The 13,390-nt window shown below is 73.3% G+C and carries 13 protein-coding genes; 7 read left to right on the forward strand and 6 right to left on the reverse strand.

Features of this window, described 5'->3' with window-relative positions; translation table 11 throughout:
* Positions 1-6: 6 nt before the first annotated feature.
* Entirely contained in the window at positions 7-393 is a 387-nt protein-coding gene (locus OG625_RS02265) for a VOC family protein (RefSeq protein WP_329376365.1), read from the forward strand.
* 119 nt (positions 394-512) lie between these two features.
* On the forward strand, positions 513-1,316 hold the full coding sequence (locus OG625_RS02270) for a bestrophin-like domain (RefSeq protein WP_329376366.1): 804 nt from the start codon (positions 513-515) through the stop codon (positions 1,314-1,316).
* 54 nt (positions 1,317-1,370) lie between these two features.
* On the opposite strand, the gene OG625_RS02275 is transcribed toward OG625_RS02270, so the two are convergent.
* On the reverse strand, positions 1,371-1,712 hold the full coding sequence (locus OG625_RS02275) for a hypothetical protein (RefSeq protein WP_329376367.1): 342 nt from the start codon (positions 1,710-1,712) through the stop codon (positions 1,371-1,373).
* Positions 1,713-1,876: 164 nt separating this feature from the next.
* Between OG625_RS02275 and OG625_RS41370 the strand changes: the two genes are divergently transcribed.
* Positions 1,877-3,274, forward strand: coding sequence for a gluconokinase, GntK/IdnK-type (locus OG625_RS41370; RefSeq protein WP_443067661.1), 1,398 nt, complete (start codon positions 1,877-1,879; stop codon positions 3,272-3,274).
* A gap of 33 nt (positions 3,275-3,307) precedes the next feature.
* Here the strand turns inward: OG625_RS41370 and OG625_RS02290 are convergent, their stop codons facing one another.
* The 3 genes from OG625_RS02290 to OG625_RS02300 all read right to left on the reverse strand — a co-directional run bounded on the left by OG625_RS02290 (position 3,308) and on the right by OG625_RS02300 (position 6,602).
* Positions 3,308-4,366, reverse strand: a complete 1,059-nt coding sequence (locus tag OG625_RS02290) for a hypothetical protein (protein WP_329376368.1) — start codon at positions 4,364-4,366, stop codon at positions 3,308-3,310.
* 78 nt (positions 4,367-4,444) lie between these two features.
* Positions 4,445-5,746: a cytochrome P450 gene (locus tag OG625_RS02295; protein WP_329376369.1), complete on the reverse strand. Its 1,302-nt coding sequence runs from the start codon at positions 5,744-5,746 to the stop codon at positions 4,445-4,447.
* 46 nt (positions 5,747-5,792) lie between these two features.
* A complete protein-coding gene (locus OG625_RS02300) occupies positions 5,793-6,602 on the reverse strand; it encodes a hypothetical protein (protein ID WP_329376370.1) in 810 nt (269 codons plus the stop codon).
* A 219-nt stretch (positions 6,603-6,821) separates the two neighbouring features.
* Between OG625_RS02300 and OG625_RS02305 the strand changes: the two genes are divergently transcribed.
* The 4 genes from OG625_RS02305 to OG625_RS02320 all read left to right on the forward strand — a co-directional run bounded on the left by OG625_RS02305 (position 6,822) and on the right by OG625_RS02320 (position 11,728).
* A complete protein-coding gene (locus OG625_RS02305) occupies positions 6,822-8,372 on the forward strand; it encodes an MFS transporter (protein ID WP_329376371.1) in 1,551 nt (516 codons plus the stop codon).
* Positions 8,373-8,376: 4 nt separating this feature from the next.
* On the forward strand, positions 8,377-9,003 hold the full coding sequence (locus tag OG625_RS02310; protein ID WP_329376372.1) for a DUF6629 family protein: 627 nt from the start codon (positions 8,377-8,379) through the stop codon (positions 9,001-9,003).
* Between the two features lie 91 nt (positions 9,004-9,094).
* Positions 9,095-10,750, forward strand: coding sequence for a GMC oxidoreductase (locus OG625_RS02315; protein WP_329376373.1), 1,656 nt, complete (start codon positions 9,095-9,097; stop codon positions 10,748-10,750).
* Positions 10,751-10,843: 93 nt separating this feature from the next.
* Positions 10,844-11,728 (forward strand): aminoglycoside phosphotransferase family protein, encoded by an 885-nt coding sequence (locus tag OG625_RS02320; RefSeq protein WP_443067856.1) that lies wholly within the window; start codon positions 10,844-10,846, stop codon positions 11,726-11,728.
* Positions 11,729-11,802: 74 nt separating this feature from the next.
* On the opposite strand, the gene OG625_RS02325 is transcribed toward OG625_RS02320, so the two are convergent.
* Both OG625_RS02325 and OG625_RS02330 read right to left on the reverse strand, forming a co-directional pair.
* Positions 11,803-12,282 (reverse strand): carboxymuconolactone decarboxylase family protein, encoded by a 480-nt coding sequence (locus tag OG625_RS02325; RefSeq protein ID WP_329376375.1) that lies wholly within the window; start codon positions 12,280-12,282, stop codon positions 11,803-11,805.
* Positions 12,279-13,361, reverse strand: a complete 1,083-nt coding sequence (locus OG625_RS02330; protein ID WP_329376376.1) for an NAD(P)H-dependent amine dehydrogenase family protein — start codon at positions 13,359-13,361, stop codon at positions 12,279-12,281. The genes OG625_RS02325 and OG625_RS02330 overlap by 4 nt, the downstream gene beginning before the upstream one ends.
* Positions 13,362-13,390: the final 29 nt, after the last annotated feature.

Here is a 13,390-nt window from a genome sequence, read left to right on the forward strand (position 1 = left end):
GCTGTGATGGACATCAAGCTGGAGCTCGTCGCCGTGCCCGTCACCGATGTGGACCGGGCCAAGGCCTTCTACGAACGGATCGGCTTCAACGCCGACCATGACGTGACCGTGAGCGAGGACATCCGCTTCGTGCAGCTGACCCCGCCGGGGTCGAAGTGCTCGATCGCGGTCGGCAAGGGGCTCACCCGGATGGCTCCGGGATCACTGGACAACATGCAGGTCGTCGTCACCGACATCGAGGAGGCGTACGAGGACCTTCGGGGGCGGGGCATCGAGGTGACCGAGATCCAGGACTTGCCCTGGGGCTCGTTCGTCTACTTCTCGGACCCCGACGGCAACGGCTGGGCGGTCCAGCAGACCACCCCCCGCAAGGCGACCGAGCCCCCGGCGTGACCGTGCGTGACCCCGACCGGGGCCAGACGGCGGCCCACCGGGTGCATTCGGGGGAACGGACGGGCTGACTTCGGAGCGCGTCCGGTCGCCGGGAAGGGCTCCCTGGAAGGGTCCGACGGATGACCACCATGATCGTGGTGGCAGCGGTCGCGCTCCTCGCCTCGATCGCCGCCAACCGCTACCTGCGGCCCAGAGTGGTGAGCGACGACGATCCAGGCATGAGCGTCCGCGAGCTGATCGGACCGATGCAGACCCTCACCGTCCTGCTCCTGGCCTTCGTCCTCGCCACCTCGGCCGCCTCGTACAGCAAGGCGGACGATGCCGCCCGCGCCGAAGCGCACGCCCTCGACCACCTCGCCGAGGTGGCCTCGTACCTGCCCGATGCCCACCGCACACGGCTTCAGTCCGACGTCGTCTGCTACGCGCGTGCCGTGCGGCAGATGGAATGGCCGGCGATGGCGGACGGCCGGAGCGCCTCCGAACCCGGCGTGTGGAGCGGCGACTTCCGCCGGTCGTTCCGGGAACTGCGGGCCGATCAGTCCTTCGGCATGCTCGTCGCCGCCGACGAGAACCGCTCCGCACAACGCCAGCAGCGGCTGGCCCAGGCCAGCCCCACGATTCCCCCGCCGATCATGTGGTTCCTGCTCATCGCCCTGGCCCTGACCATCCTCGGCCTCGGCATCTCCATCCCCCACCGGAACAACGGCGCACAGCTCGTCGCCCTCACGGTGATCACGGCCCTGCTGACCAGCGCGCTCGTGATGATCTACACGATCGACCGGCCCTTCGCCGGATTCATCCACATCTCGCCGACTGCGATCCAGGCCATCGAGCAGGAGACCTTCCAGGAGCTCACCGCCGCCCGGGCCGGGACCCTGCTTCCCTGCGACGGCTCGGGGCTCGCGCTGGCGGCGGCCCGTTGACCGTCGGGCGGGTCGGGGCGGGCGGCAGTACCGGAGCACCGCCGCCCGGTGGGCTCAGGCGGAGGCGTGGTGGTGGTCGAGCTCCCACGCGTGGTGCTTGAACTCGTGGCGGAAGTCGGCGTGGTCCTCCCACTGGCGGGCGATGCCGCGCAGGACGTCCCAGTTGTGCTCCACCGACTGGTCGATGACGCGGCGCATGGCCGGGTCGGCCGACTCGCGCTTCTCCAGCAGGCCCTTGATCGCGGAGGCCTCCAGGACGGCGTTGCGCAGCGCCCGCAGCGCGCGGCCGGTGTCGTCCATGGAGAATCCGTACTCGCTCCCCGTCTCCGCGTCGAACAGCGGGGTGAGCCGCGCTTCGATGAACGCGGTGATCCGCTCGAAGTGCTGCACATCCATCAGGGGCTCCGTCTCTTGCCCGGCCACCCTTCGACCCGGCATTTCGCTCGCTTCGGCTGTTCGGCGCCATTATGCCGGGCGTCACCGGACCGGCCGGATCGGCGGTCGACGGTATGCCGGTGATCTATTTTGATGATCGGCAGCCGACAAGGGGGACGAGACAGGTGGACGAGAGTTCAGAGCTGACCGAGCGCTTCTTGGAGCACCGCTCTCATCTGAGAGCGGTGGCCTACCGGATGCTCGGTTCACTCAGCGAGGCCGAAGACGCCGTCCAGGAAGCCTGGTTGCGTCTGGACCGCTCCGACACCAGTGAGGTCGAGAACCTCGGCGGCTGGCTGACCACGGTCGTGGCGCGGGTGTGCCTGAACATGCTGCGCAGCCGCGAGACCCGGCGCGAGGAGTCCATCGAGGCGTACGCGACCGACCCGGCGGCGGGCCGCGAGGACGGGGTGGATCCCGAGCAGGAGGCGGTGCTGGCCGACTCGGTCGGGCTGGCGCTGCTCGTCGTACTCGACAAGCTCGCGCCGGCCGAGCGGCTGGCGTTCGTCCTGCACGACATGTTCTCCGTGTCCTTCGACGAGATCGCCCCGATGCTCGACAAGACCCCGGCCGCGACCCGGCAGCTCGCCAGCCGCGCCCGGCGCCGGGTCAAGGGCGTGCCGCTGGTGCCCGACGCCGATCTGACCCGTCAACGCGTCGTCGTGGACGCCTTCCTGGCCGCCACCCGTGGCGGGAACTTCGACGCGCTGGTCACCCTGCTCCACCCCGATGTGGTGCTCACCGCCGACAAGGCCGTCATTCCCTCCCCCGCCGCCATCACCATCAGCGGCGCCGTCACCGTGGCCACGGGCGCGATGGCCGCCATGCAGCGGGCCCAGGGCACTCAGAGCGCGCTGGTCAACGGCATGGTCGGCCTCGCGATGGCTCCGCTCGGACAGCTGGTCCTGGTGCTCCGCTTCACCGTGGAGGACGATCTGATCACCGCGATCGACGTGGTCGCGGAGCCGGAGCGGCTGGGCGAGCTCGACATCGCCGTCCTCGACGATGTGCGGCGCGTCATCGTGGTGATGGGCGTGGCCGGCACGGGCAAGACGACCGTGGGCCGGCTGCTCGCGGAGGCGCTCGGCGTTCCGTACGCGGAGGGCGACGCCTTCCACCCGGCGGCCAACGTGGCCAAGATGTCCGCCGGGACCCCGCTCGACGACGCGGACCGGTGGCCGTGGCTCGACTCCATCGGCGAGTGGATCCGCGACAGCGCGCGGCTGCACGGCGGAGTGGTGGCGGCGTCGTCGCTCAAGCGCGTCTACCGCGACCGGCTGCGCGCCGCGGCACCGGGGACGGTGTTCGTGCACCTCACCGGTGAGCGCCCGTTGGTCGAGGAGCGGATGGCGGCGCGCAGGAGCCACTTCATGCCCCCGACCCTGCTGGATTCGCAGTTCGCCACCCTGGAACCGCTCGGGGCGGACGAACTCGGCGTCGTCGTCGACGTGTCCGCATCCCCGGAGGACATCACCGGTGCGGCGCTGACGGCCCTGGGTCAGCTCCGCACCACCGAGGACTGAGGGAACCGGTTCGGGGTCGCCGTACCGCTGCTGTCACGCGTCCTGTAGCTGCGCGGCGGCGAGGGCGAGGCCGACGGCCGCCGTCCCGCAGCGGTCGGCGAGGGTCGCGACCTCCGTGCGCATGCCGTCGGTCTCCGGGCCGTGCCATCCCGGCGCGGCCACCGCCGCGCGCAGCCGGACGGCGTGCGATCGCAGCGCGGCGGCGTGCTCGCACAGGCCGGGCCGGCCTTCGGGCACCGGACGTGGGGCCCGACGGGGCAGCGGCCCGGTGGCTCGGCGGCGGGCGAGGGCGGGCTGCCGGGCGGGGGCGGGCCGGGCGGCGCGGGCAGGCCGTACGGCGGGAGCAGGCCGTACGGCGGGAGCAGGCCGGAGGCCGGGGGCCGGAGCGGGGTGCCCGGTGGGCCGTTCCGGCAGGCCCTGGCCCCGGTCGCAGAAGGCCCAGAACGCGGCGCCGAGTCCGAGGAGCGGTTCGGCGGCCTGGGCCCGCCCCGTGGCGACCTGCCAGCCGGCGTGGTCGTTGAAAGGGTTCGCGTCGGTCAGGGCGTTCCAGGCGAGGATGTCCGCGAAGTACGGGGAGAGCAGCGCGAAGGCGTGCTCCGCTCCCCGGTCGCGCATGATGTGCCGGAACAGCCGGACGGCCTCGGCCTGCCGGCCCTCCCCGACCGCCGCGAGGACGGCCGCCGCCCCCGGGTCGGCGAGGAGTTCGGGACGGGCCGCGCCCGCGCTCCGGATCCGGGCCCTGAGCCCGCAGACGGCGATGCTGATCGCGAGGCTCTCCCGGCCGGCCAGGATTCCGGCGAGCCGGCCCGCCCGGGCGGCGCCCCGTCCGCGCGGCGCCCAGCCGAGGCCCGCCGGGTCGGTGAGGGTGCGCAGCAGGGTGCGCCAGCCGAGCCGGTGGCGCCCTCCCCTGGCGAGCGCGGCGGCGGGGAGCCGGGGGCCGAGTGCCAGTGCGGAGGCGTGCCGGGCGGCCTCGCCGACCGCGTCGGCGGCTTCGGCGAGCGCGCGGCACAGGGCGTCGAGCAGGTCTGCGTCCCGGTCGGGGGAGGTCGGGTACGACGAGGACGCGGAGGACGCGGTCACGGCGTCGGGCATGGGTTCCTCTTGTGGGTTCGCCAGGGGGATGGGGGGAGGGCCGGGAGGGCCTGAGGATGGAGGGGACGTGCGGCGGCGTCAGCGGCGGGTGAGGGTGATCCGGATGGCGCCCGGGTCGAGGGTGGCGGGGAGTGGTCCCACCGGGTCCAGCACCGGCCGGGCGGCCGCGAGGCGGTGGCCCCGGAGCACCTCGGCGCAGAACGCCGCGGTGATCATCAGTCCGAGCTGGTCGCCCGGGCAGCGGCCGTCGCCATGGCTGAACGGGGCGATCCGGACGTCCCGGTCGGCGTCGGGGTTCTTCCACCGGCCCGGTACGAACACGTGCGCCGCCGGTACCCGTTCGGGATCGCGCTGGTGGAACGCGGCGGGCAGCAGCACGGCGGTGCCCGCCGGGTAGCGCACCCCCCGCCACTCCGTCGGGGTGCGGGTGACGCGGATCAGGTCGGGCACCACGGGGTACAGGCGCAGGGATTCCCGTACGCAGGCCCGCAGTCGGGGCAGTTCACCACCGGCCCCGCCCCGGGCGGCTTCCGCGGCGGCCGCGTCCTGTTCCGCGGGGTGCGCGCCGAGCAGGAGCAGGGTGCGCAGCACGGTGCCCGGGACGGCGTCCATGGCGAGCAGCCAGTGGTGGGCCTGGCGCAGGGGGTCCAGGGCCCCGGAGGGGGCGGCCCGGCTGGTGGCCCGGCCGACGAGGGTGTTTCCGTCGGCGTGGGCGGCGTACTCCTGGATGCGGGCGAGGGCCTTGCCGTACACGGTGCGGGCGGTTCGGGCCCGGCCGCCGCGCAGTTGCCGGAGCCAGCCGGCGAGTTCCTCGTCGGAAGCGGCGGCGTCGCCGAGCACGATCCGGCGGGCGGCGCGGTGCACGGCGTGGCGGGCGCGTACGAGGTCGAGGGTGCGGGTGGCCGTCAGGTGCGGGGCCTCTTCGGCGACGGCCGCCAGGAAGGTGGCCCCCGAGGGGTGCACGGGGGTGCCCGCGGCCAGCGCCTCTTCGTTGATCCGGCGCCGCTGGGCGCGCAGTTCGCCGCGGGCGCAGCCGGTGCCGGCGGGTTCAGCGAGGCCGAGGCCGCGGCACTTCTCCGGCGGGTCGGCCGCGAGGAGGCTCACGGGTTCGGCGTAGAAGCGGTGGAGGTCCGGCGGGTCGAGGAGGACGAGGAAGGTCCGGCCCGACCGGGTCCTTACGAGGACGGGGGCGTCGCCTCGGCGGGCCCGCAGGGCGCTCAGTGCGGCGGCGGAGGCGCGTGGTGTGCCCGTGCGGACGAAGTCGCGCAGGCGGGCGCCGAAGGTGGGGGCGGCGGGTGTCCGCCGGTCGGGAGCTTCCGCGCCGAGGGCCCGTACGCGGGCTCGGAGCCCGTCGAGGGCGGCCCCTTGGACCGTACGCATGCGTGTACCTCCGCAGCCGGGACAACGACGGTCGGTGACATCGGCATCACCGTACGTCGCACCCGGGGAGTCCGCGAGCGCCGGTCCGCGCGAACACGGCCTCGCGGAAGGCGGAGCGCAGGGGCCGCGGCCCGGCGGGCGTCGGGAGGAGCATCGCCCACCGGTGGTACCGGGGCGAGATCCACAGGGCCTGGCCGTGGTCCGCCGGGGCGGGGTGGGTCCAGACGCCGTGGGGGGCCGGGTGCCAGAGGAGGCCGCGGGCGGGCGCGAGTTCGCCCGTGCGGATGCGGAGGGACTCGGCGGTCCAGGCGCGGGTGATGGCCGCCCCGCCCTCCGGTGTCGGCGCCGGGGCCGGCGAGAGGAGGTGGCGCAGGAAGCGGACGAGGTCGGCCGGGGGTGCGTACAGGGTGCCGTCGGCGAGCCGGGTGCCGGCCATGCCGAGCGGGCGCCAGATCCGGGTGGCCGCGAGCTCGCCGAGGGCGCTCCCGGAGAGGTGCTCGGCGAGCCGGGTGAGGGCGGCGGTTCCGCCGGGGTGGGTGAGGAGGTGGTGGACGGTGGTCCCGGCGGGGGCGTCCGTGTCCCCGTAGGCCGCAAGGGGGGTGTGCAGCCGCAGCGCGCCCTCCTCGACGAGGCTCCCGACGACCGGCCAGAGGGCCAGTACCCCGAGGAGTCCGCCGACGTCGACGGGCTCCTCGGGGTCGGGGTCGGCATCGGCATCGCGGTTTCCGCCGCCGCCGTCGGCGTGGTGCGAGCCCGCGTGAACGCCGTCGGCGTCGCCGACCGCCCACACCGCCCCGGGGTCGGCGGCCGCCACGAGAGCCCGGATGTCATCGGCCTGGTCGCTCAGGAGCGTCATGGTCACCCACGTTAACGAGGCACGCACCGGGCCTGCGGCCCATCGCGTCGGAGTCCGCGTGCCCGCCACCCGAATGCCCGTCCGCCGCCCCGGCCCCACCCCGGGCCCCCGCGTCCGTGCGCTCGTCGGCGGCGGGACGGGGCGTTCCCGGCGCCGCACACACAGGGGCAGCGGGGTCGCCGGGTGGCCCTTCGCGGCCGCGAGGGCCAGCCTGGGGGCATGACCGCACCCACCGAGCCCGGCACCCCCGGCGGCCCCGGCGCGCCCGGGGTCGTGCTCGCGTCCGCGCGCGGCCGGTGGATCCTGCTGACCACCGTGCTCGGGTCGAGCATGGCGATGCTGGACTCGACGGTGGTCAACGTCGCGCTGCCGCGCATCGGGGAGGACCTCGGCGCCGATCTGGCCGTACTCCAGTGGACGGTCAACGCCTATCTGGTGACCCTGGCCGGGCTGATCCTGGTGGGCGGGGCGCTCGGTGACCGTTTCGGGCGGCGGCGGATCTTCGTCCTGGGTGTGATGTGGTTCGCCGTGGGCTCGCTGCTCTGCGGCATCGCGCCGAACGCCGGGGTGCTGGTGGCCGCCCGCGCCCTGCAGGGCGTCGGCGGCGCCCTGCTCACCCCCGGTTCGCTCGCGCTGATCCAGGGCTCGATCCGCGCCGAGGACCGGTCGCGGGCCGTGGGCCTGTGGTCGGGGATGGGCGGGGTGGGCGCGGCGGTGGGGCCGTTCCTGGGCGGCTGGCTGGTGGACGGACCCGGCTGGCGCTGGGTGTTCCTGCTGAACGTGCCGCTGGCCGCGGTGTGCGTGCCGGTTGCCCTGCGACACGTACCGGAATCGCGGGATCCGCAGGCGCACGGGAAGTTCGACGTGGCCGGTGCGGCGCTGGGGGCGGCCTCGTTGGCGCTGATCACCTACGCCCTGATCGAGGCGCACTCCGCCACGGCGCCGGTGGTGGCCGCGGCGGTGGGCGGCGTACTGCTGGGCGGTGCGTTCATCTGGCTGGAGCGGCGGCGGGCGGAACCGATGCTGCCGCCGGCGATCTTCCGCTCCCGGCAGTTCACGGCCGTCAATCTGGTCACCCTGTGCGTGTACGCGGCCATCGGCGGGTTCTTCTTCCTCGTCGTGCTCCAACTCCAGGTGGTGTCCGGCTACTCCGCGCTGGCCGCCGGGGCGGCGATGCTGCCGACCACCGCGCTGATGCTGCTGCTGTCGGCCCGCTCCGGCGAGCTCGGGGAGCGGATCGGGCCGCGGATCCCGCTCACGGTGGGGCCGCTGGTGTGCGCGGCGGGGACGCTGCTGATGCTGCGGGTGGGGCCGGATGCCTCGTACGCCGGGGACGTACTGCCCGCGATGGCCGTGATGGGCCTGGGCCTGGTGATCCTGGTGGCTCCGCTGACGGCGACCGTACTGGCCTCCGTGGACCCGGGCCGGGCCGGGCTGGCCAGCGGGATCAACAACGCCGCGGCGAGGGCGGCCGGGCTGCTGGCGGTGGCGGCGCTGCCGCTGCTGGCCGGGATGGGGCCGGAGTCGTACCGCTCGGCGGCCCAGTTCGACGCCGCCTTCGGGCCGGCCATGCTGTGGTGCGCGGGGGCGTTCGTGGCAGGGGCCGTCGTGGGCTGGGCGACCGTACGCTCCCCCGCGCCCGGGGCCTGCCACCCGGAGTGCCAGACGCACTGCGCGGTGGCCGCGCCGCCGCTCGAACCCCCGAGGGAGGCCGGGGGTCGACCGCGGGAAGGAGCGGGCCCGGCCGATCGCGGGCCGGACCGGGGCTGAGCCCATGTGCTGGAGCGCGACGGCCGATCTGACGGCGGGCACGGTCATCTCAGCCGTGGGAGTGGCGTGTCTGGTTCGGGTGCGACGCGTCCGCGATCTGCCCCTCGCCGCGCTGCCGCTGCTGCTGGGCGCGCACCAGCTGGTGGAGGCCGCCGTCTGGGCCTCGGGCGGCGGCCGGTCCCCCGCCGTCACGGTCTGGGCCGTGATCGCCCTCCCCGTGCTGCCCGTGTGGGTGCCGCTCGGGGTGCTGCTGGCCGCCGCGCCGGAGGCCCGGCGCAGGCTGTGGGGGCCGTTGGCCGTCGGCGTAGCCACCGCGGCCGTCCTCTCGTACTGCCTGGCGACCGGGCCGGTGACCGCCGAGATCCGGGGCCACACCCTCGGCTACGGCGTGAATGTTCCGTGGATGCCGCTGGTCCTGACGTGCTATCTGTTCGCCACCCTGGGCTCCCTGCTGCTCGCCGCGGACGGGCGGCTGCGGTTCCTCGGCGTACTGCTGGCCGCCGGGGCATTGGCCTGCTCAGCGCTGTGGCGACTGGAATTCGCGTCCACGTGGTGCGCCTTCGCGGCGGTCGCCTCCGTCCTGGTGCTGGGCTGGGTCCGGCGCCGGGAAGCCGGTTCTCCCGTGCTGTGATCGACCGAAAGTTACCTAGACGTATCTAGTGACTTCACACGAGGGCAGCAGTAGAACTCGTTCCCATTCCGCCGAGAGTGAGGAACGTCACATGAGTGACAGAGCCCTGCCCGGAAACGATTCCCATGGATTTTCACGTCGCGGCTTCATCGCTAGAACGAGTTCCATTCTCGGAGCCGCGACCCTCGCCGGTCACCTCGCTCCGGCCCAGGCTCAGGCCGCGGCGGCGGCTGCCGCTGCCGCCGCGCCCATCGAGAGCGGCGCCCACGTGCCGGCCCTGGTCATCGGCACCGGTTACGGCGGCTCCGTCGCGGCGCTGCGGCTCGCGCAGGCCGGCGTGGACGTACAGATGATCGAGATGGGCATGGACTGGGTCACCCCGGGGTCGGACGGCAAGATCTTCCCGAAGGTGACCAGCCCGGACTACCGGTCGTTCTGGCTCCGCACCCGGACCAAGGCGCCGCTGAGCAACTTCCTCGGCTTCCCCATCGACAAGGACGTCCCCAAGTACACGGGCATCCTCGACGCCGAGGACTTCGCCGGCATCACGGTCTACCAGGGCCGCGGCGTCGGCGGCGGCTCGCTGGTCAACGGCGGCATGGCCGTCACGCCCAAGCGCGCCAACTTCCAGGCCGTCCTGCCCTCGGTGGACGCCGACGAGATGTACAACACCTACTACCCGCGGGCCAACGCCGCCCTCGGGGTCGGCATGATCGATCCGGCCTGGTTCGAAACGGCCGCCTGCTACCAGTTCTCCCGGGTCGGCCGGAAGCACGCCCAGCGTTCCGGCTTCGCGTGGACCTTCGTACCCGACGTGTACGACTGGAACTACATGAAGCAGGAGGCCGCCGGCACGGCCACCAAGTCGGCGCTGGACGGCGAGATCCTGTACGGCAACAACCACGGCAAGAAGTCCCTCGTCCAGACGTACCTGGCGCAGGCGAGGGCCACGGGCAAGGTCGTCATCTCCTCGCTGCACAAGGTCACCTCGGTCACCCCCACGACCGGCGGCGGCTACACGGTCACCATCGACCAGATCAACACCACCGGCGACACCGTGGCCACCAAGACGGTGACGTCGGACCGGGTCTTCTTCGCGGCCGGCAGCGTCGGCACCAGCAAGCTGCTGGTCAAGCTGAAGGCCACGGGCGCGCTGCCGAACCTCAACAGCGAGGTCGGCAAGGGCTGGGGCGAGAACGGCAACGTCATGTGCGGCCGCGCCAACCACATGTGGGACCCGACCGGCAAGCTCCAGGCGACCATCCCCTGCTCCGGCATCGACAACTGGGACGCCGGAGGCGCGTTCGCCGAGGTTGCGCCGCTGCCCACCGGGATCGAGACGTACGCCTCGTTCTACCTGTCGATCACGAAGAACCCGAACCGCGGCGAGTTCAGCTGGAACGCCGCCACGGGCAAGGCCGACCTCAGCTGGCAGACGTCGTGGAAGCAGCCGTCCATCGACATGGCCAAGACCATCTTCGACAAGATCAACTCGAAGGAGGGCACGATCTACCGGACCGACCTGTTCGGCGGCAACAAGATCTGGAACGACACCCTCACCTACCACCCCCTCGGCGGCGCGGTGTTGAACAAGGCCACCGACAACTACGGGCGCCTGCACGGCTACACCGGCCTGTACGTGATCGACGGAGCGCTGATCCCCGGCAACGTCAGCGTCAACCCGTTCGTCACGATCACGGCGCTCGCCGAACGCAACATCGAGAAGATCATCGCCACCGACCTGTAAGGGGCGGGGCCGCACGGGCCGCGGGCCGCCGGAAAAGCGTTTGACGTCCATCGGCGTCCGACGATCGGATGGCGGCCCATGAGCACAGCACGGATGCACCCCGGACAGCACCCCATCGACGCGGAGCTCGTACGGCGCCTGGTAGCCGGACAGTTCCCCCGGTGGGCGGAGCTGGCGGTGGAGCGGTTCCCGTCGGGCGGCACGGTCAACGCCATGTACCGGCTGGGCGACGGCATGGTCGTACGGCTGCCCCTGGTGCGGGGCGGAGCCGAGGATGTGGCGATGGAGCGGCAGTGGCTGCCGCTCCTCGCGGCCCGGCTCCCGACGGCGATCCCCGAGGTGCTCGGGGCCGGGGAGCCCGCCGAGGGGTACCCGTGGCCCTGGTCGGTGTACCGGTGGCGGGCCGGGGAGCCTCCCGAGGCGGGCGCGCTGAGCCGGCCCGGGCGGCTGGCCGAGGACCTGGCGGCCTTCGTGGCGGCGATGCGGGGCATCACCCTGCCGAGGGCGCCGACGGCCCACCGCGGCGGGCCCCTCGCCGCGCAGGACGCGGAGACCCGGGCGGCGATCGGGCAACTGCGCGGGATCCCGGAGGAGGGCGTCGACTGCGACGCGGTGGCCGCCGCATGGGAGGACGCGCTGCGGGCACCGGAGTGGGACGGGCCGCCGGTGTGGCTGCACGCCGATCTCATGCCGGGCAACCTGCTGGTGGACGACGGCAGGCTGGCCTCGGTGATCGACTTCGGGTGCACGGGGGTGGGCGATCCCGCCTGCGACCTCTTCCCGGCGTGGAACCTGCTCCCGGCCGACGCGCGGGCCGTCTTCCGCGAGGCCCTCGGCGTGGACGGGGCGACCTGGATCCGGGGCAGGGCCCGGACCCTCTCCCAGGCGCTGATCGCGCTGCCGTACTACCGCGGCACGAATCCGGCGATGGCCGAGAACGCCCGGCACGTGATCCGGGCGGTACTGGAAGACCGCTGAGCCCGTGGGCCCGTCCGGCCCGTACGGGTCGTACCGCAGCCGCCGCGACGGCGGCCGCTGCGGTACGACCCGTGTCAGTGGCCGGGCAGTACGCACACGCTGTCGAGGCCGAGCACGTGGTTGAGCCTGCCGAAGGCCAGCCAGGAGCCGATGCTCATCGTGAGCTCCACGATCTCCAGCTGGCTGTAGTGGGCGGTCATCCGGTCCCAGAACTCCTCGTCGAGCCCGTGGTGGTCGAGGGTGTACCGCTCGGCGTACTCCGCCGCCAGCCGGGTGCGGTCGTCGAAGGCCTCGGTGGTGCGCCAGTCGGTGACCGCCTCCGGGAACTCCTCCTCGACCTTCTCGCCGTCCCGGTCCGTGCGCCAGTCGAGGCAGAAGACACATCCGTTGATCTGCGCGACGCGCAGCCGGGCCGCCTCGAACTCGCGCAGTCCCAGGGTCGTGTGGGCATACACCGACAGCGAGAAGTTCGCCGCGGCCATGCCGATGCCGGGGACCATGTCCCCCCACACGTACTCAATGGGGTGCTGGCCTTCGGGGATGTCGATCCTCATCGCTGTTTCCTTCCGAGTTTGCCGATGGCGGGGCGCAGCGGGACGTCGAGTGCGTCGTAGAGTCCGGGTTCCGCCTCGGTGAGCCAGTCGATGGCGCCCACCAGGCGTCCCACGGCGGTCGCGTTGCCGCCGGCGGAGCGGTTGTCGCCCTCGTCGGTGGCCTCGACGGTCACCTCGATGCGGGGGCGGCCCTCGATGACGACCCGGTGGGCTCCGTCGCCGCCGTCGGGCGGGGTCGGCCAGTCCGGTGCGCACGAGGCGTGGATACGGGTGACGTGCTCGATGACGATGCGGGGTTCGCCCTCGACGATGCCCTGCACCTCGAAGCGGATCGCCCCTTGGGTGCCGGCTTCGAACTCGCCCATGGTGCGGGTGGTCACGGTGGTGTCGAGCGCGCGGCGCTCCGAGGTCTCGCGGATCTCGTCGAGTTCGACGCCGAGGGCCCGGGCCATCATCCGGATCTGGCCGCCCCACACCATGGTCGGGATGGAGGGCATGAGCATCATCGGCTCGTAGTCCATGGGCTGGCCCATGCCGACGAGGTAGCGCACGGAGTCCGGCTGGTCGTAGGTGGAGTAGTCGAATATCTCCTGGCAGCGGATGGCGTCGATGGTGGTGGCGAGTCCGCTGATCAGGAGCGGGAGCACGTCGTTGCCCCAACCGGGGTCGACGCCGGAGGCGAAGAGCGAGCCGCCGCCCTCGGCTATCGCGGCCAGGATCGGCTCGCGGAACTCCGGTGGGGCGCTGCGGTGGTCGTAGAGCGGGTAGAGGGCGGGGCTGACGACGACCGCGCCGGACCGGACGGCCCGCGTGAGGTCGGCGAGTGCCTCGTCGGGGCGGACGTCGCCCGAGGCGGCGTACACCACGGCCCGGGGGCGGGCGGCCAGTACGGCCTCGATGTCATCGGTGGCCGCCACCCCCAACGGGTGGTGGAGTCCGCCGAGTTCGCCCGCGTCGCGGCCGACCTTGGCCGGGTCGTGGACGATGACGGCGGTGAGCTCCAGCGCGGGATGGGCGTCGACGGCACGAATGGCCAAACGGCCGACGTTGCCGGTGCCCCAGACAACCGTGGGAATCATGCGCGGAGGGTAGCCACAGGACCTGCACG

Source organism: Streptomyces sp. NBC_01351 (genome assembly GCF_036237315.1).
In the GTDB taxonomy this organism is placed as follows: Bacteria; Actinomycetota; Actinomycetes; order Streptomycetales; family Streptomycetaceae; genus Streptomyces.